The organism is Hymenobacter lapidiphilus, assembly GCF_003417065.2.
Classification (GTDB): domain Bacteria; phylum Bacteroidota; class Bacteroidia; order Cytophagales; family Hymenobacteraceae; genus Hymenobacter.
Genome location: NZ_QVLT01000038.1, coordinates 17,779 through 40,556, shown reverse-complemented (window position 1 = coordinate 40,556; position 22,778 = coordinate 17,779). Strand labels below are relative to the sequence as shown.

Annotated in this window: 17 protein-coding genes and 1 tRNA gene; 9 read left to right on the top strand and 9 right to left on the bottom strand. The window is 62.7% G+C overall.

Translation table 11 applies throughout. The features are described from left to right. The first annotated feature begins 106 nt into the window (after window positions 1-106). Window positions 107-607: a gliding motility lipoprotein GldH gene (locus tag D0N36_RS16890; RefSeq protein WP_116942997.1), complete on the top strand. Its 501-nt coding sequence runs from the start codon at window positions 107-109 to the stop codon at window positions 605-607. Window positions 608-764: 157 nt separating this feature from the next. Here D0N36_RS16890 and D0N36_RS16885 read toward each other — a convergent pair whose 3' ends face one another. Further along, entirely contained in the window at window positions 765-956 is a 192-nt protein-coding gene (locus tag D0N36_RS16885; protein ID WP_116942996.1) for a cold-shock protein, read from the bottom strand. Window positions 957-1,134: 178 nt separating this feature from the next. Here D0N36_RS16885 and D0N36_RS16880 point away from each other — a divergent pair, with 178 nt between their 5' ends. Beyond that, window positions 1,135-2,019 (top strand): hypothetical protein, encoded by an 885-nt coding sequence (locus D0N36_RS16880; RefSeq protein WP_116942995.1) that lies wholly within the window; start codon window positions 1,135-1,137, stop codon window positions 2,017-2,019. A 346-nt stretch (window positions 2,020-2,365) separates the two neighbouring features. Here D0N36_RS16880 and D0N36_RS16875 read toward each other — a convergent pair whose 3' ends face one another. Both D0N36_RS16875 and D0N36_RS16870 read right to left on the bottom strand, forming a co-directional pair. Further along, complete coding sequence (locus D0N36_RS16875) at window positions 2,366-3,436, bottom strand: ComEA family DNA-binding protein (protein WP_116942994.1); 1,071 nt, start codon at window positions 3,434-3,436, stop codon at window positions 2,366-2,368. A gap of 168 nt (window positions 3,437-3,604) precedes the next feature. Next, complete coding sequence (locus tag D0N36_RS16870; RefSeq protein WP_116942993.1) at window positions 3,605-4,588, bottom strand: hypothetical protein; 984 nt, start codon at window positions 4,586-4,588, stop codon at window positions 3,605-3,607. Between the two features lie 127 nt (window positions 4,589-4,715). On the opposite strand from D0N36_RS16870, the gene D0N36_RS16865 reads away from it, so the two are divergent. The 4 genes from D0N36_RS16865 (at window position 4,716) to D0N36_RS16850 (ending at window position 12,374) form a co-directional block, all read left to right on the top strand. Next, window positions 4,716-5,309, top strand: coding sequence for a DinB family protein (locus D0N36_RS16865; RefSeq protein WP_147320952.1), 594 nt, complete (start codon window positions 4,716-4,718; stop codon window positions 5,307-5,309). 167 nt (window positions 5,310-5,476) lie between these two features. Next, window positions 5,477-6,535: a hypothetical protein gene (locus tag D0N36_RS16860; RefSeq protein WP_116942991.1), complete on the top strand. Its 1,059-nt coding sequence runs from the start codon at window positions 5,477-5,479 to the stop codon at window positions 6,533-6,535. 65 nt (window positions 6,536-6,600) lie between these two features. Beyond that, window positions 6,601-11,793: an alpha-2-macroglobulin family protein gene (locus D0N36_RS16855; protein ID WP_147320951.1), complete on the top strand. Its 5,193-nt coding sequence runs from the start codon at window positions 6,601-6,603 to the stop codon at window positions 11,791-11,793. A 221-nt stretch (window positions 11,794-12,014) separates the two neighbouring features. Beyond that, window positions 12,015-12,374, top strand: a complete 360-nt coding sequence (locus D0N36_RS16850) for a hypothetical protein (RefSeq protein WP_116942989.1) — start codon at window positions 12,015-12,017, stop codon at window positions 12,372-12,374. Between the two features lie 85 nt (window positions 12,375-12,459). Here D0N36_RS16850 and D0N36_RS16845 read toward each other — a convergent pair whose 3' ends face one another. The 5 genes from D0N36_RS16845 to D0N36_RS16825 form a co-directional block, all read right to left on the bottom strand. Continuing rightward, a complete protein-coding gene (locus D0N36_RS16845) occupies window positions 12,460-13,200 on the bottom strand; it encodes a hypothetical protein (protein WP_200793387.1) in 741 nt (246 codons plus the stop codon). Window positions 13,201-13,466: 266 nt separating this feature from the next. After that, window positions 13,467-13,793: a 2Fe-2S iron-sulfur cluster-binding protein gene (locus tag D0N36_RS16840; RefSeq protein WP_190242731.1), complete on the bottom strand. Its 327-nt coding sequence runs from the start codon at window positions 13,791-13,793 to the stop codon at window positions 13,467-13,469. 109 nt (window positions 13,794-13,902) lie between these two features. Next, on the bottom strand, window positions 13,903-14,919 hold the full coding sequence (locus D0N36_RS16835) for an NAD(P)/FAD-dependent oxidoreductase (RefSeq protein WP_116942987.1): 1,017 nt from the start codon (window positions 14,917-14,919) through the stop codon (window positions 13,903-13,905). 295 nt (window positions 14,920-15,214) lie between these two features. Next, window positions 15,215-15,288 (bottom strand) — tRNA-Arg (locus tag D0N36_RS16830). Window positions 15,289-15,424: 136 nt separating this feature from the next. Continuing rightward, complete coding sequence (locus tag D0N36_RS16825; RefSeq protein WP_116942986.1) at window positions 15,425-16,135, bottom strand: TVP38/TMEM64 family protein; 711 nt, start codon at window positions 16,133-16,135, stop codon at window positions 15,425-15,427. A 173-nt stretch (window positions 16,136-16,308) separates the two neighbouring features. Here D0N36_RS16825 and D0N36_RS16820 point away from each other — a divergent pair, with 173 nt between their 5' ends. Together D0N36_RS16820 and D0N36_RS16815 are read left to right on the top strand one after the other, a co-directional pair. Continuing rightward, window positions 16,309-17,448 (top strand): cystathionine gamma-synthase, encoded by a 1,140-nt coding sequence (locus tag D0N36_RS16820; RefSeq protein WP_116942985.1) that lies wholly within the window; start codon window positions 16,309-16,311, stop codon window positions 17,446-17,448. Window positions 17,449-17,693: 245 nt separating this feature from the next. Continuing rightward, the gene (locus tag D0N36_RS16815; protein WP_116942984.1) at window positions 17,694-20,516 is read left to right on the top strand and encodes a TonB-dependent receptor; all 2,823 of its coding nucleotides are present in this window, start codon (window positions 17,694-17,696) and stop codon (window positions 20,514-20,516) included. 96 nt (window positions 20,517-20,612) lie between these two features. Here D0N36_RS16815 and D0N36_RS16810 read toward each other — a convergent pair whose 3' ends face one another. After that, the gene (locus D0N36_RS16810; RefSeq protein ID WP_242478975.1) at window positions 20,613-21,620 is read right to left on the bottom strand and encodes an OmpA/MotB family protein; all 1,008 of its coding nucleotides are present in this window, start codon (window positions 21,618-21,620) and stop codon (window positions 20,613-20,615) included. Between the two features lie 223 nt (window positions 21,621-21,843). On the opposite strand from D0N36_RS16810, the gene accD reads away from it, so the two are divergent. Next, window positions 21,844-22,719, top strand: coding sequence for an acetyl-CoA carboxylase, carboxyltransferase subunit beta (accD, locus tag D0N36_RS16805; protein WP_116942983.1), 876 nt, complete (start codon window positions 21,844-21,846; stop codon window positions 22,717-22,719). Window positions 22,720-22,778: the final 59 nt, after the last annotated feature.

The window sequence follows — 22,778 nt, the reverse complement described above, 5'->3', positions numbered from 1 at the left end:
GTTCGGGCAGCCGCCGCACGGGCCGCTCGGCCGGCCGCGAAGGCCGCGCCGACGGCGGTAGCACCTCACCCTCCGCCGATTCCTGATGTTTAGCCTTTCTAACGCTATGCACGCTTTATCGCGCGGATTTATGGTTCTGGCGGGCGGGCTGTTGCTGGCCGCCTGCGACCCGGCCGAGGTCTACGAAAAAAACATCGATCTGACCTCGCCTGCCGGCGACCCCTATGTGTGGGCCGTACAGAATAAGCCTACGTTCGAGTTTGAAATAACTGACCCAGCGCCCCGCTACGACGTGTTTCTCAACGTCCGCAACACGGCCGACTACAGCTACTACAACCTCTACGCCCGCGTGACACTTACGGGTCCTGATGGTAAGATTATATCGCGCAAGCTGCACGATATGAACCTGATGGACCCTAAAACCGGTGAGCCCTTGGGCAACGGCAGCGGCGACATCTTCGACCACCGTATTCTGGCCCTGCCCAACCAGGAGTTCAGCCAGCCTGGCACCTACCGCATTCAGCTGGAGCAGTACATGCGCCAGGATCAGCTGCCCGGCATCATGGCTGTAGGCGTGCGCGTAGCCCGCCACGAAGCCGGTAAGTAAGAAGGAATGGTGAGCTGCTGCTTGTAGCTGAGTGAAAACCGGTAGTTCCGGCAAAGAGCAGGGCGCTGCCCGTTGAAACAGTTTGTTTCGACGGGCCCGCGCCCTGCTCTTTGCCGGAACTGGTATTCTTGTAGCCGACAGTTGAAAGGACAGTAGCTTAAATCCGCTCCACTTTCACTGCGTTCTGGCCTTTACGACCATCGACAATATCGAAGCTGACGCGGTCATTTTCGCGAATTTCGTGAACGAGACCGGTTTGGTGGACGAAGATTTCCTGGTTGTCTTCGTCCTGCACAATGAAGCCGAAGCCTTTAGCTTCGTTGAAAAATTTAACGGTGCCTGTTTTCATAGAGGTGCTGAGTGGTTGAGGAAATGAAGAAAAGGAAAGCAAGAGTGCGTGGAGTCAATACCATAACTAAGCGCGGTAAATCTACGCTGTTTTTTAAATCAACAAAAAAACCAGGCTGCAGAACGTGACTGCCGGGGCTACGTATGTAACGACACTGCCACCTAAGCTTTCCGAATCCATGTCTGACAACGCCCAGAAGCCCGCTACTACACCCGAAACTCTTGCCAACGCGCTGCCGCCCGAGCTACGCGCTCCGGCCAACTCGCCTGCCGGCCAGCCCGTGGCCAATGACGAGTTCAACCATGAGCAGAACGAGGTATCCGGCGCCAGCCGGGGCGAATTCGGCCGCCAGTCGGACCAGGGGGCTACCCAGGGTGGCTACGGCAACGAAACCAGCCGTGGTGCCGACACCTACGCCGGCCCGCCGGTGCAGGCGCCGGCCACCTCAGGCTACGTGGGCGAGCGGGCGCAGGTCGAGCAAGGTTTCCCTTCGACCGAAAACGGTAGTTTCGGTACCGTAGCCGTGGGTGCCGGGCATGATGCCCCCGAATCGGCTGTTGGGCCGCTGTTTGGCAACGATAACGACGCCCCAACCGGCACCGGCTCGGCTTACGCGCAGAACTACGGTACCTCCTCGCTGGGTGGGCAGTCCAATGCTGAGCCAGGCCCGGCCGACAAGCACCGCAACCAAGGCGAAGATTACACGCCTGGCCACCCCGAAGGTGGCCCCGCAGGGCAGCGCACCGGCCAAGCTCCGGGTAACGCTGGTTACGGCAGCGGCGAGGCGGGCGCCACCCCGCCCACCCGCGCTGGCCGCAGTGGCTATGAGGCCGCCGGGTCGGCTGATGCGGAGGGGAGCGAGGCACAGGGATTCGGCTCGAAAGGCGGTTCCTACAACGACGAGTACGACGACTCGGAGCCAGCGGGCACCGACGGCTCGCCCGCCAAGGGCGACTTTGATAAAGAGCAGGCCGCCCGCAACTACGGCCAGGCATCGGATGAGCGCACCGGTTCGCCCGACTCGCCCGACTACGGCGCCAGCCCCGGTCCGCCCAAGAAATAAGTCAGCTAATAAAACGAGGCCCGCAATGCCTGCTCGATTAGGGCAGACATTGCGGGCCTCCGTTTTGTTGGTTGACTGGCTGTTGTTTTGCAGCTGAATCTTTTGGCTCATGTCGCTTAAACGCCCGTGAATTGCAAAGAGCGTTGGCTGGATGAGGCCGAGGAAGCGTGCGTTGAAACCCTCGACAACTTTCGGTTTTTCAACAACATCCTTTCTTCACTCTTCGGACCACACCACCAACGCCTTCCTGACGGCCATTTTGCTGTACGAACCGGTAGCGGGCTATACTGCAGCCATTGCCATTGGGGCCACGTGCACGCTCAACGATGGGCACTGGCTCATCTGGCTACTTCAACTCTATATAAGGCAGCAGCTTTTCGAAGGTCGCCTCGTCGAGGATGCGGATTTTGCGCAGGTCGGTGGGCTGCTGGAAGGGGCCGTGCTGCTGCCGATAGGCCACCAGCACGCGGGCCAGGCGTTTGCCCAGGTAAGGATGGGCTTGAAGCACCTCGAAGGAGGAGGCGTTGACGTCGAGGCGGGCCGGGGTAAAGCCGGGAGCCACGAAGGTGTATTTTCGCAGGCTGTCGATCAGGTCGGGCGCGTCGCGGAAGGCGAAAATTTCGGCCAACTGATCTTCCTGCCGGAAGCCGCCCAGGCGTTGGCCGTACTCGACTACCCGCCGCGCATAGCCCCTCCCAATGCCTCGAATCTGCATTAGTTGGGTGGTGTCGGCCCCGTTCAAATCGAAAGCCGCCAGATTGCGGGGCTTGGGCACGAAGACCGGCTTGGATTCGAAGGGTGGGCGCTCGGGAAACTGGCCGTTTTTGGCGAATGCACGCTGCTCGCGGGGCGGTAGTTGCTCGGGCAGCTGGATGTAGGGCGCGAGGCGGGCGTAGGTAGTGTCGGAGAGGCCGTAGGCTTTGCGCAGCTGTTCTTTGGCCCGAAAACCGCCCACGGCCACGCGGTATTTTACCAGCCGCTCAGCGAGCCAGGCCGGTAGTCCCCGAGCCTGCCAGTCGCGGGCCGAAAAGGTGTTGGGGTCGAAGGGCGCCAGCGGCACCTGGGGCACCCGCTCGCGGGCGGCATAGCGGCGGCGGGGGTAGCGGCTGGAGTAGCGGTTCTCGAAATCGGGCCGAACGGTGCGGCGGGCTGCCAGCTCGGCAGCCCAGGCATTGAGACGGCGCTGGTCGGGTGCCGGATCGTAGGTAGGCAAGGCGGGGCGAAGCAATGCCGGTAAGGCCAGCAGCAGCCCCAGCAGTGCCAGCAGCACCACAAGGCCCGAGGTTTCGCGCCGCGAAAAACCAAAATAGCGCCGTACTACCCGGCGCAGACCCGCCAGCGGCCCGGCCGTACGCCCACGGTCCCGACGGGCAGACGGCGTAGCGGGCGGTTGGGGCCGTGGGGCAGCAGAAGGCATAACGGATACGGTTTAGCATGGCATAAAGCGCTCAGTTTAAACCGAATTCCGCACAAAGTCAATCCACTGGCAAATGCCCCGACTAAAATGGGCCAAACCGTCCCCCAATTCACGCTTTCGCTTGGCTTGGTCTTTCGACTCGTCCAAACTAACGTTCCCCACTAACCACTACTCCCGCATCTTCACTTTTACCTCGTAGCGGTAGCGGGGCGGGCCGCCGAGTGGAATGGCGAAGAAGGGCAGGGCCACGTCGTACTGGTCGGTGACGTAAAAAACCAGGTCGTTGGGGGCTTTAGAGAGGGTGGTGAGCTGGAAGTCGAGCGAGAGGCCGTGCTCCTTGGCCGCCACGATGTGGGTGCTGGCGGCCCAGGCGTTATTGCCGCTTATGGTGGCCGGATGGCCGTTTTTGGCCACGCTGAAAATCTTCAACTGCACACCGCCGTCCACATCAAAATTGCTCTGCCGTATGCTCACCACCCGGTCATTCACGAAGGGGTAGAGGTGCGTTTTGGCCCCGACTACCGGCGTCAGGCGGAACGAGTATTCGTAGGTGAAGGCGTTGCCGCCCTCCACGGGAATATTTTCGGTGGGCGAGGAGCTGAGAAAGTAGCGGTACAGGTTGCCATCGTCGCCGCTCAGGCCCTGGGCAATCAGCTTGAACACGTAGCCGTCGAACTCGGACGTCAGCTCGCCTTCGAGCGGGTTGAGGGGGCCGAAGGTGTACCAGCGGTTGTCGTAGGCGGGCTCGGAGCCAAAGGTTTTTTGGGCCAGCAGCGTGCCGGCGCGGTACTTGCCGCGGGGCGTGGTAGCGCGGGCATCGGGGGCCGAGTGGGCGTTGGGGCCGCCGTAAAGGCTGAAGTTAGTTGTCGTGTTCCAGCCGAACTTGGGCTCGTCGTGGCGGCCGCCGCAGTCGGGGTCGAACACGCGGATGTACACCGGCTGGCGCCTTTCCTTGGGCACCAGAAAAAAGAACGTCTGGCTGAAGTCGTCGTCGCCCCAGCTGGGGTCGGCCTGGGCCCCAAACGTAACCAGAAAGGGGACATTCTCGCCGGGGTTGGGCGCCGCCTGGGCCCGAGCCTGCCCTGTCGGCAGCAGGAGTGCTCCAAGCAGTGGCAGAATAAGCAGAACGGAGCGCGAAAGGAGCGAAAGCATAGTCCGAAAGTAGCGCCCGCCCGGCAATTTCCCGGCAATTGGGGCCTAAATTGGCCGGTGGCCGTTGCCGAACCGGCTGGCTTCGCGTATCATTACGGCACAAACCCGCCCACCGCTGCTCGATACTATGTCTGCTTATCCCGTTGCTACAACCGAATTTCTGGAAGCCCTGACCGCTGACGTGGAGCGGGTGCGCGAGGTGACCAACCGCCGTTTCCGGGCGCTGGGCAGCGAGCAGCTTAACCGGGGGCCGGGACCGGGCCGCTGGAGCGTGGGTCAGTGCCTGGAGCACCTCAACCTGATTGGCGGCCTGTACCTGCCCGTCATGAACCGCAAAATTCAGGCGGCCCAGCAGCGTGGCACCCGCCCGGCCGATACCGTGAAGCACGGCTACTTCGGCCAGAAGCTGACGGCTGCCATGCGCGTGCCAGCCACCGAGAAGCCCCTTAAGTCGCCGCAGCAGTACGCGCCCAGCGGCTCGCGGCTGCCAGGCACGGTAGTGGAGGTGTTCACCCGCCAGCTCGACGAACTGAGCAACCTGCTCAGCCAGGCCCGCCGCATCAACATGAACGCCATTCGTATTCCTAACCCGGTAATTCCGCTGCTGCTGCCGCCCCTGCCCGACGTTTTCGAGCTGTTGGTTGAGCATCTCAAGCGCCACCTGCTGCAGGCCGAGCGCGTGCTCGACGGGCTGGAGGCAGGGAATGAGGAGGTGAAATAGGGGAGGCGGTGCGTTTGCTATGTGAGCGGTCCTGCCGGCGCGAGCTGCGCAAACGACCCCCGAACGTTAAACTCACCGTCTTCCTATTTCATCCTGAGCCGTGTGGAATCCGGCGGTAGCGGGCATCAGGGGGGTACTGAATTAGTTGAACCCTTCGTTTTAGCCCTATGCGCCCTTTCCTGCTTAGCCTGTTGGCCCTGCTGATGCTGCTGACTCCCGGTTCTTCGCAAACCAGCCCCGCCGACCGCCCCGACAGTGGGCCGAACTCCGCCACCTGGCTGAAAATCGACCAGCTGCTGGCTAAGGGCCAGACGGCTTCGGCCGCCAAGCTGCTGGAGCCGCTATACCAGCAGGCCCGCCGCCGGCCCCAGGCCGCGCCCGAATACGTGCGTACGCTGCTGTACAAGCTGCGCCTGCTGGAAAACAAGGAGGAAGAAGCTGATGTGAAGGCCATTGCGCTGCTGGAAGCCGATGTGAAAACGGCGCAGTTCCCGGCCCGCCCGGTGCTGCACAGCCTGCTGGCCCAGCTCTATGGCCGCTACTACGACCAGCACCGCTACCAGCTGTACGACCGCACCAACGCTGCCCGCCCCGATACGGCCGACCAGAGCCGCGCCGACCTGCGCACCTGGGACGCCGCCCGCCTGGCCGCGGCCGTGGTGCGCCATTACCAGGCCTCGGTAGCCGACGAGCCCCGGCGCCAGCAGCAACTACAGCTAGCCGACCTGGGCTACCTGAGCCGCGGGGCCGATGCCGCCGGCCGCGCCCGCCGCCCCACGCTGTTCGATTTGCTGGCCTTCCGGGCCGTGGGGGCGCTGGGCAATGACGAGCTGTACATCACGAAGCCCGCCCAGCAGTTCCGCCTGACCGACCCCCAGCTGTTTGGCTCCGCCGCCGAGTTTGCCCGCTTGAAGCTGGAAGCCCCGGCCGCCGACTCGCTCAACGGCCAGTTCCACGCGCTGCAGGTGCTACAGCAGCTGCTGGCCTTCCGCCTCCAGAACTCCGCCGCTCACCCCGAAGCCCTGGCCGACGCCGATTTGCAGCGCCTGGAGTTCGTGCAGCAGCACGCCACGCTGGAAGACAAGACGGAGCTGTACCGCGCCGTCCTCCGGCGGGCCGCCGAAACCTACCAGGCCACGCCGCTGGCCGCCGAGTTCGGGGCTGCCGAAGCCGCAGCTGGGAAGAAGACGAACCCGCCAAAGCCCACGCGCTGGCCCTGGCGGTAGAAAAGCAATATCCCAAAACGCGCGGCGCCGGGCAGGCCGCCGCCCTGCGCCAGCGGCTGGAGCGCGTGGAAGTTGGGTTTACGACTGAGGAGGTGCTGCTGCCCGGGCAGCCCTGGCTGCTGCAGCTGACCGTGCGCAACGCCCCGCGCCTCTACGCCACGGCTTACCGCCTAAGCAACGCCCAGCAGCTGCGGCAGCTGGAGCGACGGGAGCTGTATCAAAACAAAACGCTGCAGCAACGCTACGCCCGCGCCCTGGCCGCCAAACCGGCCGCCACCTGGGCGCTGGAAGTGCCCGGCCCGGTCGATTTCCGCAGCCACACCATGCAGCAGGCCGGCCCGGCGTTACCGCTGGGCCGCTACCTCATCGTGCTTAGCACCACACCCAATAGTCCCACCAAGGAGCAGCCCGGCACAGTTACGGCCTACAGCGAGGTGCCGGTAAGCGAGCTAAGCTACCTAAGCCGCAGCGCCGCCAATACCGACGGGCCCGAGCTGCTGGTGCTGCACCGGCAGTCGGGCGCGCCGCTGGCCGGCGTGCGGGTGCTGCCATTGTTTCAGTCGTACAACCAAGCCAAGCGCCAGTACGAGCAGCGGCGGGGTGAGGTGAAAAGTACTAATGTCGAGGGCCTGACCCAACTGCCGCTGGGAGTGAAAACTGGCCAGAACACGCAGCTGCAAGCCGCCTTATTTACGCAGGGCTCCGACTCGCTGTTGATGACGGAAAACAGGGGCTACTATGGCCCACGCCGTAACTTGGCTGATGAGGAAGATGAGTCCGAAAGCACCACCTTCCTGTATACTGATCGGGCCATTTACCGGCCTGGGCAAACTATCTATTTCAAAGGAATTGTTGCCGACGAGCGAAAAGGGCGCCTGATGGTGCTGGCCAACTTCAAGGAGACTGTGGAGTTGCACGATGTGAATGGCCAGGTAGTGCAGCGAGCCGAATTTCAGACCAATAAATTCGGCTCCTTTCACGGTTCCTTCGTGCTGCCAACTGGTTTGCTGAATGGCCAGATGAGTTTGGTGGCCAATGAAGCGGACGACACCAGAGACGTCTATTTCGCCGTCGAAGATTACAAGCGGCCTACCTTCCAGGTCACGCTGGCGCCGGTACAGGGCACGCCCGTAATGGGACAAGAAGTTACGGTGCGCGGTACGGCCACCGCCTACGCCGGCCAGCCCGTTGATGGCGCCACGGTGCAGTACCGGGTGGTGCGGCGCACGTTCTGGCCCTGGTTTGGGCGCGGCTTCTACGGCGGGGGCGGCGGCGGTCCGGCCGAGCAGGAAATTGCGAATGGTACGGCCCGCACCGATTCGGCCGGCGGTTTTGCCGTTACGTTCGTGGCCCAGCCCGGCGAGACTGGTGCCGGCGGCAAGCGCGGGCCCGGCAGCCCGGGCTACGTGTTCGAGGTAACGGCCGACGTGACGGACGCGGCCGGCGAAACCCGCACCGGCCAGCAGCGCGTCAGCCTGGGCGCCGCGGCCCTCACGCTGCAACTGCAGGTGCCCGCGCTGCTCAACCGCGCCGAATTGCCTTCCAAGGAGAAGTTGCAGCTGCTGACAACCAACGCCACCGGCGAGGCCCTGCCAGCCATCGGCGAGTTGCGCCTCTACCGTCTCACGTCGCTCGGCACCGCCTTCCGGCCCCGGCCGTGGGCGCGGCCCGAGCGCGAGGCCCTGAGCCGCGAGGAGTTCCGCCGGCAGTTTCCGCTTGATGCCTACGCTCAGGAAGACAACGACAGCACCTGGGCCCGCACGCTGGTATCCACGCTCCCTTTCAACACCGAGAAGACGCCCCAACTACCCGAGCTGGCCGCCCAGCTGGCCCGCCAGCAGCCCGGCCGCTACCTGCTCGAAGCTACCACCGCACCAGCCAAAGCCGGCCAGCCGGCGGCGAAAGCCGAACAGTTCTTCACCCTCTTCGACCCCGCCGCCGCCCAGCTGCCGGTGCCCGCTACCGATTGGTTTGTGGCCCTGCAGGACAGCGTGCGGCCCGGTGGCGTGGCGCGCTTCCTGGTGGGCAGCTCGCTGGCCGATGCCCGCGTACTGCTGGCCGCCGAAGCCAACGGCCAGCCCCTGCGCTCGGAGTGGCTGACGCTGCGCGCCGGTGAGCAGCGCGTGGTGGAAGTGCCGGTGCCCGCTGCGGTGGGTGAAACGCAGCTGTACGTCCACCTTACGCAGGTGCGCGACAACCGCCTCTACACCCACATGGCCCCGGTGCAGGTGGCCGAGCCGCCCGCCCCGCTGGTGCTCGACATTGCCACCTTCCGCGATAAGCTGCAGCCAGGCCAGCAGGAAACCTGGCGCGTTACCATCAGGCAAACTGATGGCAAATCAGCCGATGCCGAGCTGCTGGCCACGCTCTACGACCAGTCGCTCGACGTATTCCGCCCCCACGATTTTCAGCCGCTGGCCTTTCCCCGGCAATACTTCCAGCCAACGCTGGCCTGGCAGGGCCGTTTTGATACAACGGAAGGGCAGGGGCTATTCGATACTCAGCCATCCACCGACTCACCTGGTGAGGTGAATTATCCCCATCTCAATATGTGGGGCTATTTGGGGGAGGATGTTATCACGCAGCGCAGTAGAGGAACGCTCCAAATGAATGTGGCGATGGAAGCCGATAGTAAGCAACTGAGTGAAGTAGTCGTTACGGGTAATGCATCGTCGGCGGATATGGCGGCGTCTGCGCCAATGTCCCAGGCTCTTGCTGGCAAAGCAGCCGGGGTTCAGATAGCAGGGTCCGGTCCTGAGACAACTCAGAAATCCCTCCAGCCTGACCTGAGCAACGTGCAGGCCCGCACCGATTTCCGCGAAACGGCCTTCTGGCTACCCGAATTGCGCACTAACGCCCAAGGCGAAACCGTGCTCGAATTCCAGATGCCCGAGGCCGTAACGCGTTGGCAGCTGCTTATGCTGGCCCACGACCGGCAGTTGCGCACCGGCCAGCTGCGCCGCGAGCTAGTAACCCAGAAGAAGCTGCAGGTAACGGCCAACGCCCCGCGCTTCTTCCGCGAGGGCGACCAGCTCATCTTCCAAGCCAAACTCAGCAACCTCACCGATGAGGCTTTGGCCGGTACCGCCCAGCTTTTCCTGCTCGATGCCCGAACCCAGCAGCCTCTGGAGGCCCGCCTGTTGCAAAGCCCGGCCCAGCTCGCCTTCGACCTGAAGGGCAATCAGAGCCAAGCCCTCAGTTGGAGCATCACCCTGCCCGAAACGGCCGAGGGCCAGCTGCCCCTGGAGGCCGTAACCTATAAGGTGGTGGCGAAGGCAGGGTTGTCGGTTGTCAGTGAGCAGTTGTCAGGCAAGCAGAAGCGCCAGCGCCGCAAAAACGGCCCGACAACTGATAAACAACAACTAACAACTGTTGAAGATGGCGAGCAGAACACGCTGCCGGTGCTGCCCAACCGGCTGCTGGTAACCGAGAGCCTGCCGCTGCCCATTGTGGGGCCGGCTACGCGCGAGTTCGAGCTGAAGAAGCTGACCAGCACTACGTCGGCTACCCGGCGCAACTATTCGCTCACACTGGAAATGACGCCCAACCCGGCCTGGTACGCCGTGCAGGCGCTGCCCTACCTGATGGAGTACCCCTACGAGTGCTCCGAGCAGGTTTTCAGCCGCCTCTACGCCAACCTGCTGGCCGCCAAAATCCTGACCAGCAATCCGGCCCTGAAAACCACGCTGGCCGAGTGGCAGCGCGCCGCCCAGGCCGGCGACAAAGCAGCCCTTAGCAGTAAGCTGGAGCAGAACCCGGAACTGAAAAACCTGCTGCTCCAGGAGACGCCCTGGGTGCGCGATGCCCAGAGCGAAACCGAGCGCATGCGCCGCCTGGCCGAGCTGTTCGACGAGCCCCGCCTGAAAGCCGAAACCGCCCGCGCTCTGGCCAAGCTGCGCCAGCAACAGCTACCCGACGGTTCGTTTCCGTGGTTTGAAAAGATGCCCGCCGACCGCTACATCACCCAGCTCATCGTGGCTGGTTTTGGCAAGCTGCAGCGCCTGGGCGCTTTCGATGTCCTGAAAGACGAGCAGGCCCGGCCGCTGCTGCAAAACGCGCTGGCGTATCTCGATGGCGAATTGCAGCAGGATTACGCCCGCCTGCGCAAGCAGCCCAAGGTCGATTTGAAGGCTGATAACCTAAACGATTTGCAGATTCAGGCCCTGTACGCCCGCAGCTTCTGGCCGGCACCGGCCGTGCCCAAGGCGGCCCAATCGGCGCAGAGCTACTATCAGCAGCAGGCCGCCACTTACTGGTCCGGCCGCACCCGCTACCTGCAGGCCCAGACGGCCCTGGCCCTGCACCGCGCCAAAGCGCAGCCCGCTGCCGTGGGCCAGATGATGACCGCGCTCAGCGAAAACGCCCTGCACAGCGACGAGCTGGGGATGTACTGGAAAGACGTGCGCGCCGGCTATTATTGGCGCGAGGCCCCCACCGAAACCCAGGCCACGCTCATCGAAGCCTACGACGAAATCAAAAACGACCAGAAATCGGTGGATGAAATGAAGCTCTGGCTGCTCAAGCAGAAGCAGGTGCAGAACTGGGCCAGCACCCGCGCCACCGCCGACGCCTGCTACGCCCTGCTGCTGCGCGGCTCCGACTGGCTGAAACCCGCCACCGAGCCGCTCACAGTAACGGTAGGCGGGCAGCCCGCCCAACCCACCAGCCAGCAGGCCGGCACCGGCTACTACAAAATCACCTGGCCGGCTGCCGAAATCAGGCCCGCCCAGGGCCGCGTAACGGTGCGCAAGCCCGATGCCGGCGTGGCCTGGGGGGCGCTCTACTGGCAGTATTTCGAGCAGCTCGATAAGATAACGCCCGCCGCCACCGGCCTGCAACTAGAGCGCCGCCTCTACCGCGAGCAGCGCACTGCCGCCGGCCCGGTGCTGGAACCGCTCACGGCCACGGCCCCGTTGCGCGTCGGCGACGTGCTGGTGGTGCGCCTGGTGCTGCGCGCCGACCGCGACCTGGAATATGTGCATCTCAAGGACCAGCGCGCCGCCGGCCTTGAGCTCATCGGCCAGACCAGCGGCTACCGCTACCAAGGCGGCTTAGGCTACTACGAGAGCCCCCGCGACGCGGCTACCAACTTTTTCATCAGCTATTTCCCCAAGGGTACCCACACCTTCGAGTACCGCCTGCGGGCGGCGCAGGCCGGCAATTTCAGCGGCGGCCTCTCGCAACTGCAGTGCCTCTACGCCCCCGAGTTCACCACTCATTCGGCCGGTACCCGGGTAAGCATCGCGGAGCAGAAATAGCGTGGGCCGGAAGTCTTGTCGGGAGCGTTGCTGCCAGCCGGCGAGGCTTCCGGAAACCGGCTGTTTCACAGGCTGGTTGGGCATTGCCTTTGATTGGTTTTTTCGCCACTCACAGCCTTATAGGCCTGATTATGACCTGAATTCAAGGATTGGGGTTGAGTTTGGCGACCTGACGCCGTACCTTTGCCCCTCGTTTACTGAAGGAAAGAAAGGAAAAGTTGATGCGTAAATTACTTGTGCTACTCTCCGCGCTGCTACTCGGCAGCGCCCCCGCCTGGGCCCAGGACGATGCCAAAACGGCCGTCACGATTATTCCCACCAGCCTGCCTGGCGAAGAAGAATTATCGGCTCAGGAGCGCGCCGAGCGCGACTTTCTGATGCCCACTCGCCGCAAGCGCGCCGCCGCCATCGAGGCCGTAGAAGAGAAGGCCCGCGCCGCCGAAGCCGCGGTGGAGGCCGTTGCCAAAGCGGCCCGCTCAGCAGCACAGGTGGAAGCTGAAAAAAACGCCCCGCCAGTATCGGTACCCGCGCCGACTGAAGAGCGCAAAAAAGTTGTCAAGCACAAAACTGGCCGCCGCTAAACCTAGTCGGTTCCTACCAAAACCAACGCGCGCCCGGCTATTGCCGGGCGGCGCGTTGCGTATAACGCAGATGAGTAGCTTCGGGCTACTCGGTGGGCGGCTCCGAAAAAGTGGGCGTTTCGTCTTCGGCGGGCTCTTCAGGCAGCGCGGGGGCGCGGCCGTAGCGGGGCGTGCGAACCGTGGCCCGCTCCTCGGCCCGGCCTAGCAGCCAGCCATAGCCCAGCTGCAGGGCCGCCCGCGACCCTCGGTCGCGCAGCACGAAACCGCCTTCCTGCGGCGTGCCGTTAGCGTCTAAGTAACTCAGACGCTGGGTACGAGACTCAACCAAGGGCCGTAGCCCCTGCGTGTAAGTCATGCTGAGCAGCAGGTTGTGGCTGGGGGTGAGTGCGTAGCGCAACCGCACGTCGCCGCTCAGCAGCCAAGTGCTACGGTGCCGCTGGCGGCTATCATATACTACCACCGGCCGGCCCGGCGCGGGCTGGCGCTGGCCCGGGTTGAGTTCGTTCAAGCGGTCGGTGGGGTAGGAGCGGGTCAGCCAGGCCACCGCGGCCCCTAGGGTCGCGTCGAGGCTGAGGCGGGGGCCGAACGTCAGCAGTTCGGGGCGGCGCAGGGCTAGGCCGGTTTGCAGCAGCGGCCCCGGTCCTATTCCCGAAGACCGGCTGCCATCGCGCAGCTTGTACTTAATGCCCGGCTGCAATTCAGTAAGTCCCATCATGGTTTCGAGCGCCCATTGTGGGGCAAGCGGCCAGGCCAGCCGTAACTCGCCCGTGAGCCCGAGCGTGTTGCCAGCCCGAAACGCGCGGGGCGTACCAGCGGAACGCTCCATAGTAGTCAGCGAGAAAGCTGGCCCGACGTTTAAACTCAACTGGAGCCGCGGTTGGGCCAAGGCACCTGCCAGCGGCAACAGCCCAACCAGCAGGCCGCCGGCTATTCGGTAGAGATAAAAACCCATTGGCTGCGGTAGTAAGGACGGCAAGAAAGCAGGTCCGGTATCGGACGTTTGCTTCTAACGATTCCCCCGCCCCCGCAGTGTAGTCTCCTCAAACAAAAAAGCCGACCCCTGGGCCGGCTTTTCACTGCTATATCGACTGTTCAGGCTTCCTGAGGCATCAGGCGCACCACCAGCCCATCAATGCGCGGGTTGAGGCGAATCTGGCACGAGAGGCGGCTGCCCTGCGTCATCACGGGCAGGCTTTCGAGCATGGCCAGCTCGTCGTCGGAAGGTTCCGGCAGCTCGGGGCCGGCCAGCACCTCCATGTGGCAGGTGCCGCACAGCGCCATGCCGCCGCAGGTAGCCTGAATGTCGTAGCCGTCGGCCTTCATGATTTCCATCAGGCTCAGCCCCATATCGGTGGGGGCTACAATTTCGTGGCGGTGCCCGGGAGACTCCTCCACGTACACCCGTACATCGTCGGTCATTGTTTTTTGAGAAGTTAGGAGCTAGGAGCTAGGAGCTAGAAGGAAAATGAGTCGGGCTGATTGACAAAGCCGCCCCAGATTCTACCTTCTAGCTCCTGACTCCTATCTTCTAAAGAGTAGGTACCCCGTTCACCGTGGTGTACTTGAGGGTGTATTTTTTGTCGGGATAAATGTACTTGAAGGCGCCCTGGCACATGAGGGCGGCCTCGTGGAAGCCGCACAGAATCAGTTTCAGCTTGCCGGGGTAGGTGTTGATGTCGCCGATGGCGAAGATGCCGGGCACGGAGGTCGAGTAGTCGACGGTGTTCACTTCCACCGCGTTGTCGTCGATGCCCAAGCCCCACTCGCCGATTGGGCCGAGCTTGGGCGTGAGGCCGAAGAGCGGAATAAACGAGTCGGCTTCCAGCTGCCGGGCCTCGCCGCCGTTGGCCGTAATGGTAACGCCATTGAGGCGGCCGTTGCCGTGCACATGCGTTACGTTGCTGCTGAGCACCAGATTCACCTTGCCGGCCTCGTGCAGCTTCTGCACTTTTTCGGCCGAGTCGGCGGCCCCGCGGAACGTAGTGCCGCGGTGGACCAGCGTCACTTCCTTGGCCACGTTGGCCAGGAAAATCGTCCAGTCGAGGGCCGAGTCGCCGCCGCCGGCAATTACCAGCCGCTGGTCGCGGAACGTTTCGGGGTCGCGCACCATGTAGTGCACGCCCTTGCCGTTTTCGAAAGTGGTCAGGTCTTCGATGGCGGGCTTGCGGGGCTCAAACGACCCCAAGCCACCGGCAATGGCCACGGCTTTGCAGCTGATCTGGGTGCCGTCGGTGGTTACCAGTTCAAACGAGCCGTCGTCGAGCTTGCGGAATTCCTCCACCCGCTCGCCGAGCGTGAACGTGGGGTGGAAAGGCTCAATCTGGCGCATCAGGTTCGTTACCAGGTCGCCGGCTAGTATCTCGGGAAAGCCCGGAATATCGTAAATCGGCTTCTTGGGGTAGATTTCCGACAGCTGCCCGCCCACCTGCGGTAGGGCGTCGACTACGTGGCAGCGGAGCTTCAACAGCCCGGCCTCAAATACGGCAAACAGCCCCACCGGGCCAGCCCCGATAATGCAGATATCGGTCGAAATGGAATTGGTCATGGAGTAAGCGAAAGATAAACTACACGGCCCCACTAGGGCCGTATGCGTAACAACAAAACCGGTCAAATCGTTGGCCGAAAGGGCCGGTAACTGCCGGGGCCAGGCGCTACGCGGCCGCAAAGATACGCAGCCTGCCCGCCTAATGCCTATCGCAACAGCCAAGTATCCACCATCCGGCCCCAGACTGCTTCGGCTTATAGCCCGCCGCCGCCAAAGGCTCTGGTACTGCGACAGGAGACAGGGCGTGCTGATAAACAAAAAAACGCCCTCAGCGTGATGCTGAGGGCGTTTTTAGTGGTCGTGTAAGGAGTCGAACCTTAAACCTTCTGATTCGTAGTCAGATGCTCTATCCAGTTGAGCTACACAACCCTGTTTACCGTAGTGCGGATGCGTTTATCCGTTTTGGTTGTGCAAAGATAGCAGCTAAAATCGGGGTGGCGCAAACCGGAAGGCAAAAAAAGAGTGCTGCCAGCCTGCAAGCGGCTGAATGACAGCCGGATTTTTTTTATTCCAATGTTTCGCTCTGCTTCAAACTGCGCTTCAGGGCCCGGGTGAACACGAAGTACAGCCCGAAAGCCGACACAGCCAGTAGCACCGCCACGAGTACCTTGCCGGCCGTGCCCGTATCGGGGTTCTGAATGAGCAGCAGCACATCCTGGGCTTTGGTGCCGAGCCAGTAGAAGAACAACGTGCGGGGCAGCATGCCGATAACCGAAGCCGTCAGGAACTGCTGCTTCGGCACGCCCATCACGGTCAGAATAAAGGTAATCATGGCGAAGGGCAGCACCGGCGAAAGGCGCGTGAGCAGCACCAGCCGCCAGCTGTCGGCCCGCATTTCGCCCATTACGGCGTGGGCCTTCGGGAACTGCTCCAGCAGCCGGATGAGCTTGCCCTTATCGAGGTTATGAGCAATGAGGTAGCCTCCGTAAGCGGCCAGCATGTAGGCCAGCAGCATTCCCGGAAAGCCTTCCCAGCCGAAGAAAAAGGCCGTAATCAGGACTACTACCGTGGTGTGGGTGAGCGAGAGAGTCATGGTGGCAGCAACCACCACAAAGTAGAGCAGCATCAGGCCCAGGCTGGGGTTTTGAAGCCAGTGCGGGTTTTCGTGCAGAGTCCACGTTAGCACACTGTCGCCGATGATGGGCAGCACCGTGAGCAGCACCAGGGCGGTAAGCGTGGATTTGTTCTGGTGAAAGAGGGTTTTCAGAAACGACATAGGTAGAAGCAGCAAGCGGCGGGCCGGCGCTACAGAGCCGGTCCGCCGCTAAGAACGTAAGAAAGGCGCCAACGGCCGGACCCGCCCCGCGGCCCGAAGCAGAATGCACTCCGGCAAAGGCTCGTACCTTTGCCGGGCAACTGATTTTCCACCCGCTTACCGCCCTCTGCCGCATGAAATTCGGAACCAAAGCTATCCACGCCGGCGTGCATCCTGACCCCGCCACCGGGGCCATCATGACGCCTATCTACCAGACTTCAACCTACGTACAGACTTCTCCTGGCCAGCACAAGGGCTACGAATACTCGCGCACCCACAACCCCACCCGCACCCAGCTGCAGGACGCGCTGGCGGCCCTCGACAACGGCCAGCACGGCCTGGCTTTCGCCTCGGGTATGGCCGCCATCGACTGCGTAGTGAAACTGCTGCAGCCCGGCGACGAGGTTATCTGCACCGACGATTTGTACGGCGGCTCCTACCGGCTCTTCACGAAGGTGTACGCGCCCTACGGTATCAACTTCCACTTCGTGCCCATGCACGACATGGCGGCCGTGGAGGCGGCTGTAACCGAGCGTACGAAGCTGATTTGGGTGGAAACGCCCAGCAACCCGCTGCTTAACATCATCGATATTGAAGCCGCCGCCGCCGTGGCCAAAAAGGCCGGCGCCCTGCTGGCTGTCGATAACACCTTCTCGACGCCCTACCTGCAGAACCCGCTCGATCTGGGCGCCGATATCGTGGTGTACTCGCTCACCAAATACATGGGTGGCCACTCCGATACGGTGATGGGTGCGCTGGTTGTCAACGACGACGAGCTGCACGAGAAGCTGGCATTCTACCAGAACTCCTGCGGCGGCACGCCCGGCCCGCAGGACTGTTTCCTGGTGCTGCGCGGCCTCAAAACCCTGCACGTACGCATGCAGCGCCACTGCGAAAACGGCCGCCAGGTAGCCGAGTACCTGCAGCAGCACCCGAAAGTGGAGAAGGTGTACTGGCCCGGCCTCGAAAACCACCCCAACCGCGCCGTAGCCGCCCGGCAGATGCGCGACTTCGGCGGCATGGTGTCGTTCGTGCTCAAGGGCGACAAGCAGGCCGATGCCGTGGCGGTGCTCGAAAAGTTCGAGCTCTTCACGCTGGCCGAAAGCCTGGGCGGCGTTGAGAGCCTCTCGGGCCACCCCGCCACCATGACGCACGCCAGCATTCCGGCCGAGCAACGCCGCAAGTCGGGCCTGTCCGATTCGCTTATCCGCCTGAGCGTGGGTATTGAGGACATCGAGGACCTGCTGGCTGACCTCAAGCAGGCAATAGGCTAATACTGCCCACCAGACTTCTATCCCGCACTGCCCGGCCATTAGGTCGGGCAGTGCTTTTTTAGGTGCGCCCCCAAATACTTCGCCCTGCAACACGAGAATTTTGTGCCTGGCAGAAATATTAAATAAAAAGCAGAATAAGTTGTGAATACGGGAGGGTGAACTATCTTAACTCATCCGTAGCCGTCTGATTTACAGCGGGCCAGGAAGCTTGACCAACATTCACTGCTCACTCTTGCTGTTTTCTTATGAAAGGACTTCTCCTCTTTCCGCTACTGGCCATTGCCCTCGTCGGCCAGGCCCAGGGCCAGAACATTGCCGTAACCGGCCGGGTGCTTAGCGCCACCGGCACGGCCCAACCGGGCGTAACAGTGCTCGAAAAAGGCACCGCCAACGGTACTTCCACCGATGCCGATGGCCGCTTCCGGCTCACGGTAGCCCCCACGGCTACACTGGTGGTATCGGCCGTTGGCTCGGCCACGCAGCAGATTCCGGTGAACGGCCGCAGCAGTTTCGATGTGCGCCTGGTCGATAATGAAACGGCCCTGAACGAAGTAGTAGTAACCGGCTCGCGGGCCACCGAAGGCCGCTCCAATATCCTCACCACTGCCCCGGTCGACGTGATTTCGGCCCGCGAGATTAAGGTATTCGCCCAAACCGATGTCTCGCAGATTCTGACGTATATCGCGCCCTCGTTCCAGTCGTCGCGGCAGTCGATTTCCGACGGTACCGACCACATCGACCCGGCCTCGCTGCGTGGCCTCGGCCCCGACCAGGTGCTGGTACTCGTCAATGGCAAGCGCCGCCACTCTACGGCCCTGGTCAACATCAACGGCACGGTGGGCCGTGGCTCGGTGGGCACCGACCTCAACACGATTCCCAACGCCGCCATCAAGCGCATCGAAGTGCTACGCGACGGGGCAGCGGCCCAGTACGGCTCCGATGCCATTGCGGGCGTTATCAATGTGCAGCTGAAGGACGATACCACTGGCCTGCAGATCAGCAGCACCGTGGGCCAGCATTACGAGGACGACGGCGAGCTGTACCAGGCCGATGCCAACCTGGGCGTGGGCCTCAACGGCCGCGGCTACCTCAACCTGAGCGGGCAGTTTAGCAGCCGCAGCTACACCAACCGTACGGGCACCGATACGGCGCCGCTTATTTACCTGGGCTCGGGCGGTAACTACCCCGCCAGCGCCAGCACCGAGCAGGCCCGCCGCGACCTGAAAGCCCAGGACGACGCGCTGGTGACCCGCAACGGCTACGACCGTAACAACCTGCGGCTGGGCCAGTCGGAATCCAATGGCTACGTTGGTTTTCTGAACCTGGGCTACAAGCTGCTGCCGGGGTTGGAAGCGTACGTAACGGCCGGCGGTTCGCGGCGCACGGGCCGGGCGGCCGGCTTTTACCGCCTGCCTAACCAGGCCACCCAGTCCGACCTCACCGTTTACCCCAATGGTTTTCTACCCTTCATCAACACCGTCATCGTCGACCAGTCGGTAATTGCCGGTCTGCGCACTCGCCTGGGCGGTTTTGATGTGGATTTGAGCAACACCTTCGGCCGGAACGCCATCGATTTCAATATCACCAACACACTCAATGCCTCGTACCCCGTGGGCCTGAGCCCGACGCGCTTCTACGCCGGGGCGCTGGCTTTCCGCCAGAACACGAGCAACCTCAGCTTCACCCGCCGCTTTACTGATGTGGGCGGGCTGAGCAACCTGAACGTGGCCTTCGGGGGCGAGTACCGCGACGATAACTACCAGATCAAGGCCGGCGACCCCGGCTCATACGCCAACTTCGGCCGTCTTATTGGTACTACGCCCACGGCCTCGGGCTCGCAGGTGTTCCCCGGTTACCAGCCCTCCGACGCCCTCGACCGCTCACGCACCAATACGGCCGGCTACATCGATCTGGAAAGCGACATTACCGAGAAGCTGCTGGTGGGCATAGCCGGCCGGGCCGAGCGCTACTCTGACTTCGGCAACAACGTGAGCGGCAAGTTGGCCGCCCGCTACAGCGTAACACCCGATGTGGCTATTCGCGGGGCTATCAGCAACGGTTTCCGGGCTCCTTCGCTTCAGCAGCGCTATTTCACCAACACCAGCACCCAGTTCATTCAGGGCGCGGCCAACCAGGTGCTCACCGTCAACAACGATAACCCCATCGTGCGCAACGGTTTCTCGCCCACCGGCACGGGCCAGCAGGGCTTCGGAATTCAGCCCCTCAAGCAGGAGAAGTCGCGCAACTACAGCCTGGGCGTAACGGCGCGGGTGCTGAAAACGGCCACCCTGACCATTGACGCGTACCAGATTGAGATTCGGGACCGGATTGTACTCTCCTCGCAGTTCAACCGCAACAACCCCACCGTGAACACGATTCTCGGCAGCCTGCCCGTCAGCCAGGTGCAGTTCTTCGCCAACGCCATCGACACCCGCACCCGCGGTATCGATATTGTGGCCAACAACCGTAGCCAGCTCGGGCCGGGCCGCCTCACGCTCACGCTGGCGGCCAACGTCAACAAAACCACCGTCGAGAAAATCAACAGCTCGCCCACCATCGACGCCGACCAGTCGGGCCTGCAGAACACGCTGTTTGACCGCCAGCAGCGCAACCGGGTCGAGGATGCCCAGCCCCGCAGCAAAATCAACCTGACGGCTGGCTACAACATCGGTATTCTGGGCATTGAAGCCCGCACGGTGCGCTTTGGCGAGGTGGAGTACCGCGACGCCCGCCTGGGCAGCCCGGCCGGCAACCCCAACTTCCTGTACTCGTCCATCGACCAGACGTTCGCAGCCAAATGGATAACCGACCTGACGGTAAGCGTACAGGTAACCAAGCTGATCGGACTATCGGTAGGGGCCAACAACATCTTCAACGTCTATCCCGACAAGTTCAAAGTTGATCCCCGCAACAGCGCCACCAACTTCTCCGTCGACCCGCTGATGAACTACAACTCCACCCTCGACAACACCAACCGGGGCCGTACCATTTACAACCCCAACCAGTTCGGCTACAACGGCGGCTTTTACTTTGCCCGCCTGCTGGTTAACCTGCCCACCGGCAACTAGATTCCACCCTCCGATCAACAAAATGGCCGGCGCTCTTTGCAAAGGGAGCCGGCCATTTTGTTGATCGGAGGGTGGAAAGAGGCGGCTGAAGGCCTGCTACTTCCCTGCCGAGTTGGAATCGAGGATTTTGAATAGCTCGTTGAGCTTGGGCGTGAGGATGATTTCGGTGCGGCGGTTAAGGGCTTTGCTTTCGGCCGAGGTGTTGGGGGCCACGGGCACGTATTGCGAGCGGCCCGAGGCCGTTACACGCTCCGGAGCCACGCCGCCGGTGGTCAGCAGGCGGGCAATTTCCGTGGCCCGCAGCACGCTCAGGTCCCAGTTATCGGTCATGGCGCCCACAGCCCGGCTGAAGGGTACGTTGTCGGTGTGGCCTTCCACTACCACGTTCACGTCGGGCTGTTGCTGGAGCACGGTGGCCAGCTGGCGCAGCGCATCCTGGCCCTTGGGGTCTACTTTGGTCGAGCCGGTTTTGAACAGCAGCTGCTCGGAAAGCGAGACGTACACCTTGCCGTTGCGCATTTCCACCTGCAGCTCGGTGCCTTTGAAGCCGCGCAGCGCGTTGCTCACGCTGGCTTTGAGGGCATCCACGGCGCGGTCTTTCTCGGCCAGCGCCTTTTGCAGCTCGCCCAGCTTGGCTTCGCGGGTCGTCAGGTCCTGGTTGAGGCGGTCGATGTCGGCGCGGCTTTTCTGGAGGCTCTGGTCCAGCTCGCCCAGCTCGGCCTCGCGGCGGGCCAGGTCCTGGGCTACCTTGTTGTAGTCGGTGGTTTTGTTGGCCAGCGTCCGGTCCGAGTTTTTCAGCAGCCGGTCGTAGCTGTCGGTGAGCTGCTCGTAGAGCTGGCGGGTACGGGCCAGGTTGCGGCCGGTTTCGGTCGAGTCGTCGGTGAGGCGGCGGTTCTGCAGCCGCAGACGGCTTAGCTCGTCGCCGGCTTTTTTGAGCTCGGCCACATTCTGGCGGTTCTGGCGCTCGGCCTCTGTTTTGGCTTGTTCGGTAGCCGACTGACGGGCCCGCAAGTCGTCGTACTTCTTGGAGGCTACGCAGCTGGGCAGGGCCAAAGAGGCCAGTATGGCGCCCATTGCCAGGGCGGAAGGAAAGGAGTTCTTCACTACGAAAACGAGTAGAAAGCCGAAAGAAAATATGACCGGCCCGCAGCCGGCTTCCGGCAAGATACAGTCCGCCGGCCGCTTCGGCCCCAGCCCGGCAACGGGGGGCACTTTGCCCCGGCGTTTCACGCTTCTGGATTCCGCCGTAACTTGCACCCCCCAACCCGCGCCCGCCCGCCCGGCGCGGGCCCGTACTCCCTTCTGAACCCACGCCTTCCTGTTACTTATGTCGTCCTGGTTTAATCGCAAAGAAAAAGGCATCGTAACGCCCACCGACCAGAAAAAGGAAACCCCCGACGGCCTCTGGTACAAGTGTCCCGAGTGCAAAACGGTGGCCACTATGGTCGAGCACAAGCGCTTGCTCTGCACCTGCGGCAACTGCGGCTACCACGACCGGGTGGAGGCCGTAGAGTACTTCAATTTCCTCTTCGATGGTGGCCATTTCGAGGAGCTCGACGCCAATATGCATTCGGCCGATCCGCTAAACTTCGTCGATACCAAGGCCTACCCGCAGCGCCTTGTAGCCACCGAGAAAAGCACCGGTCTGCGCGATGCCGTACGCACCGCCCACGGCCAGCTCGATGGCCTGGGCCTGGTAGTGGCGGCCATGGACTTCAAGTTTATCGGCGGCTCGATGGGCTCGGTGGTGGGCGAGAAGATTGCCCGCGCCATCGACTACGCCCGCGAAAACCGCTTGCCCTTTCTCATGATTTCGCGCTCGGGCGGCGCCCGCATGATGGAAGCCGGCTTCTCGCTGATGCAGATGGCCAAGACCTCGGCCCGGCTGGCGCTGCTCTCCGAGGCCGGCCTGCCCTACATCTCGCTGCTCACCGATCCTACCACGGGTGGCGTTACGGCCTCGTTTGCCATGCTCGGCGACTTCAATATTGCCGAACCCGGCGCGCTCATCGGCTTTGCCGGCCCGCGCGTTATCAAGGAAACTATTGGTAAAGACCTGCCCAAGGGCTTCCAGAGCGCCGAGTTCGTACTCGAGCACGGCTTCCTCGATTTTATCGTCGACCGCAAGGAGCTGAAGACGCGGCTGCACACGTTGCTCTCTATGCTGCAGGCTGGTAAAGGCGCTGAAACTGAGCCTGCTTAGGCTGCCCGATCAGTAGGCAGGCTCCCAGGCCCAATTTTCGGCAAGCTTTTTGGAAAGAA

What these genes read in the sequence shown, in the direction of transcription:
- D0N36_RS16890 (WP_116942997.1), top strand. Translation starts at nt 107, where the DNA reads ATGCACGCTTTATCGCGCGGATTTATGGTTCTGGCGGGCGGGCTGTTG.
- D0N36_RS16885 (WP_116942996.1), bottom strand. Translation starts at nt 956, where the DNA reads ATGAAAACAGGCACCGTTAAATTTTTCAACGAAGCTAAAGGCTTCGGC.
- D0N36_RS16880 (WP_116942995.1), top strand. Translation starts at nt 1,135, where the DNA reads ATGTCTGACAACGCCCAGAAGCCCGCTACTACACCCGAAACTCTTGCC.
- D0N36_RS16875 (WP_116942994.1), bottom strand. Translation starts at nt 3,436, where the DNA reads ATGCCTTCTGCTGCCCCACGGCCCCAACCGCCCGCTACGCCGTCTGCC.
- D0N36_RS16870 (WP_116942993.1), bottom strand. Translation starts at nt 4,588, where the DNA reads ATGCTTTCGCTCCTTTCGCGCTCCGTTCTGCTTATTCTGCCACTGCTT.
- D0N36_RS16865 (WP_147320952.1), top strand. Translation starts at nt 4,716, where the DNA reads ATGTCTGCTTATCCCGTTGCTACAACCGAATTTCTGGAAGCCCTGACC.
- D0N36_RS16860 (WP_116942991.1), top strand. Translation starts at nt 5,477, where the DNA reads ATGCGCCCTTTCCTGCTTAGCCTGTTGGCCCTGCTGATGCTGCTGACT.
- D0N36_RS16850 (WP_116942989.1), top strand. Translation starts at nt 12,015, where the DNA reads ATGCGTAAATTACTTGTGCTACTCTCCGCGCTGCTACTCGGCAGCGCC.
- D0N36_RS16845 (WP_200793387.1), bottom strand. Translation starts at nt 13,200, where the DNA reads ATGGAGCGTTCCGCTGGTACGCCCCGCGCGTTTCGGGCTGGCAACACG.
- D0N36_RS16840 (WP_190242731.1), bottom strand. Translation starts at nt 13,793, where the DNA reads ATGACCGACGATGTACGGGTGTACGTGGAGGAGTCTCCCGGGCACCGC.
- D0N36_RS16835 (WP_116942987.1), bottom strand. Translation starts at nt 14,919, where the DNA reads ATGACCAATTCCATTTCGACCGATATCTGCATTATCGGGGCTGGCCCG.
- D0N36_RS16825 (WP_116942986.1), bottom strand. Translation starts at nt 16,135, where the DNA reads ATGTCGTTTCTGAAAACCCTCTTTCACCAGAACAAATCCACGCTTACC.
- D0N36_RS16820 (WP_116942985.1), top strand. Translation starts at nt 16,309, where the DNA reads ATGAAATTCGGAACCAAAGCTATCCACGCCGGCGTGCATCCTGACCCC.
- D0N36_RS16815 (WP_116942984.1), top strand. Translation starts at nt 17,694, where the DNA reads ATGAAAGGACTTCTCCTCTTTCCGCTACTGGCCATTGCCCTCGTCGGC.
- accD (WP_116942983.1), top strand. Translation starts at nt 21,844, where the DNA reads ATGTCGTCCTGGTTTAATCGCAAAGAAAAAGGCATCGTAACGCCCACC.